A 2,275-nucleotide genomic window follows, 5' to 3' on the forward strand; every position below is an offset into this window, starting at 1 on the left:
TGGCCGCGACGCTGGCGCCCCCCTCTCCCCGTCCTTCACGGGGAGAGGGTAAGGGGTGAGGGGCAGCGCAAACGCCTGGAATCGGTGCAAAGTGAAAAATCCAAACCCGTCCCCAGTATGATACAAAGCCCTCATGATCACCAAGACACTCGAGAGCCTCGTAAAGCGTGCGGAGGCTTGGCCTCGCGAAGACCAAAAGGAGCTTGCTGATTACGCCCGCGTCATCGAGGCGCGGCGAACTGGTGTGTATGCGACGTCGGAACCAGAGCGCAGCGCGGTCACAGCGGGGCTAGCAGAGGCCGATCACGGGACTTTCGTAGATGAGGATACCGTTCGCGCGGCCGACACCCGCCGCAGGCTATGAAGGTCCGATTTACGCGGCAGCCTTTGCCGAACGCGAGGCGATTTTCAACTACCTCGAAGAGCGGGCGCCTCAGGGCGCCCTTTCGGTCATTTCTCGGATCCACGCTGGAATTTCGCGACTTGCCGAGTTTCCTGAAAGTGGTCACGCGACCGACATCCCTGGCGTTCGCGTTCTCTTCATAGGTCGCTGTCCCCACAAGGTTTTCTATGGGGCCGGTACAGATACAATCGAAATCCTGCACATCCGGCATACCTCAAAGAAGCCGGTTGGCTAGGCCGTAAACTAGGTGGAAGCGGACTTGGGATTTGTGGAAAGCACTCATGGCGTATGTCATGCTAGAACCGCAGTCATCGAGAATGGTTCATGCATGAATTGGGAACAGATAGCATCGGATTTCGCTTGGGACGGCTCATGGCGAGACATCTACGTTCTGAACACGTCTGAGGCAGATTGGCAGGGCGTCTGGAACATCCTCCTCGAATGGACCCCGCCTGCTAGTTTCAGTGTCTCCGGCAAGATCGAGTCGATGCCATTGGGCGTCGAAGCGGTCCTGGAAAGCGAAACAGGCAGCTTACTGTCCTTTTACGTCGGGCCAATTCAGCTTGCATGTCACTTCTTCAGCGCTGACGAAATTGAGTTCGACTTCGATCCAAGGCAAGTCACTGGAAAAACCGAGGTTGAGCACCTTGACCGCTTTATGCGATTGCTCGGTGACGCTACTGGGAAGCCGATAATTCTCACGCAGGAAAATGATCAAGAGGCTATCATCGCACGCTACTCTCCCGATCTTGAGAGGGTAGTTTGGACTGCACTTTCATAGCCGAATGTCTGCAACGGGTCGGTCGACCGGCGGCGTTCAAATTGCGCCGAAACCCGAGGCCGTATCCGGCTACGCGGTAATGAGTCTACGTCCAGGGAACCATCGTGAGCCCACCGGCGAGGCGTGAATTCTGCTCCGCCGCCTTCGAAGTGTTGCCTTCGGGTTTGCTAAGCCGCCTCGGCCAAACACTTCGCACAAGTCCCGCGGAATTCGATCACCGCCTTCTTGGCGGCGAAGCCGGTCGAGCGCACCCATTCGTCGAGCCGGTGGCCGACATCGTGGTCGGAGAACTCGGTCACCTGGCCGCAGGTATCGCAGATGGCAAACGCCGTCATCGAATGGCTGTGGTCGTGCGGCTCGGCGCAGGCGACGAAGGAATTGAGGCTTTCGAGCCTGTGCACGAAGCCGGACTTCACCAGCGTGTCGAGCGCCCGGTAGACCTGCAGCGGCGCGCGAAAACCGCGCTCGCGCAGTTGGTCGAGCAACGTATAGGCGCTGAGCGGGCCGCTAGCGGCCTCGAGTTTCTCGAGAACGCAAAGCTGGTTCTTCGTCAGTACATCCCTTGCTGCCATGATCCTGTTCCAAGCCGCTCGTGCCGATCACTGCCAGTTCGCATGCAATCGGACCTCTCCATTGAGATAGCGACGAACTGCCATTTTTGCTACTGTTTCTATTCGCAGCCGGTGGTCGGCTGGCCGGCGGCGTCACATTCAAAATACTGACAAAATCCTCGGCCAGGTTGGCCGTGCTTGGAAATTCGATCGGGCTTGGGGAAGCAATCATGATCAAAGTGACGCGGCGGACGCTGCTTGCCGGCATGTCCGCGCTGGCCGCTGCCGGCCTGGTGCCGTTTCGGGCATTCGCAGCGGCGCGCACCTATCATGCACTGCTCGTTGCTTGCACCGATTATCCGAACCTGCCGCGGAAGAACTGGCTGATCGGACCGAAGAACGATGCCGGCCTGGTGCGCGATTACCTCCTGAGGAACACGCCCGCGCCGGTGAAGTTTTCAGCCGAAAACGTCACGCTGCTCGCCAAGGATGTCGAAGGCGCCAACGGACCGCCGACACATGCGGCGATCAAGGCGGCGT

3 protein-coding genes and 1 pseudogene are annotated in these 2,275 nt (G+C 58.9%); 3 read left to right on the forward strand and 1 reads right to left on the reverse strand.

From position 1 onward, the window contains the following. The first annotated feature begins 320 nt into the window (after positions 1-320). Together E5W70_RS33265 and E5W70_RS31385 are read left to right on the forward strand one after the other, a co-directional pair. A complete protein-coding gene (locus tag E5W70_RS33265; protein WP_366509772.1) occupies positions 321-638 on the forward strand; it encodes a type II toxin-antitoxin system RelE/ParE family toxin in 318 nt (105 codons plus the stop codon). A 93-nt stretch (positions 639-731) separates the two neighbouring features. Further along, positions 732-1,184, forward strand: a complete 453-nt coding sequence (locus E5W70_RS31385; protein WP_292665140.1) for a hypothetical protein — start codon at positions 732-734, stop codon at positions 1,182-1,184. Positions 1,185-1,351: 167 nt separating this feature from the next. On the opposite strand, the gene E5W70_RS31390 is transcribed toward E5W70_RS31385, so the two are convergent. After that, complete coding sequence (locus E5W70_RS31390; protein WP_023675234.1) at positions 1,352-1,756, reverse strand: Fur family transcriptional regulator; 405 nt, start codon at positions 1,754-1,756, stop codon at positions 1,352-1,354. Positions 1,757-1,965: 209 nt separating this feature from the next. Here E5W70_RS31390 and E5W70_RS31395 point away from each other — a divergent pair. Beyond that, positions 1,966-2,275, forward strand: a pseudogene (locus E5W70_RS31395) (caspase family protein); the annotation flags it as partial.

Origin of the sequence: Mesorhizobium sp. (assembly GCF_005063415.1) — a bacterium.
Lineage (GTDB): Bacteria > Pseudomonadota > Alphaproteobacteria > Rhizobiales > Rhizobiaceae > Mesorhizobium.

What these genes read in the sequence shown, in the direction of transcription:
- E5W70_RS33265 (WP_366509772.1), top strand. Translation starts at nt 321, where the DNA reads ATGAGGATACCGTTCGCGCGGCCGACACCCGCCGCAGGCTATGAAGGT.
- E5W70_RS31385 (WP_292665140.1), top strand. Translation starts at nt 732, where the DNA reads ATGAATTGGGAACAGATAGCATCGGATTTCGCTTGGGACGGCTCATGG.
- E5W70_RS31390 (WP_023675234.1), bottom strand. Translation starts at nt 1,756, where the DNA reads ATGGCAGCAAGGGATGTACTGACGAAGAACCAGCTTTGCGTTCTCGAG.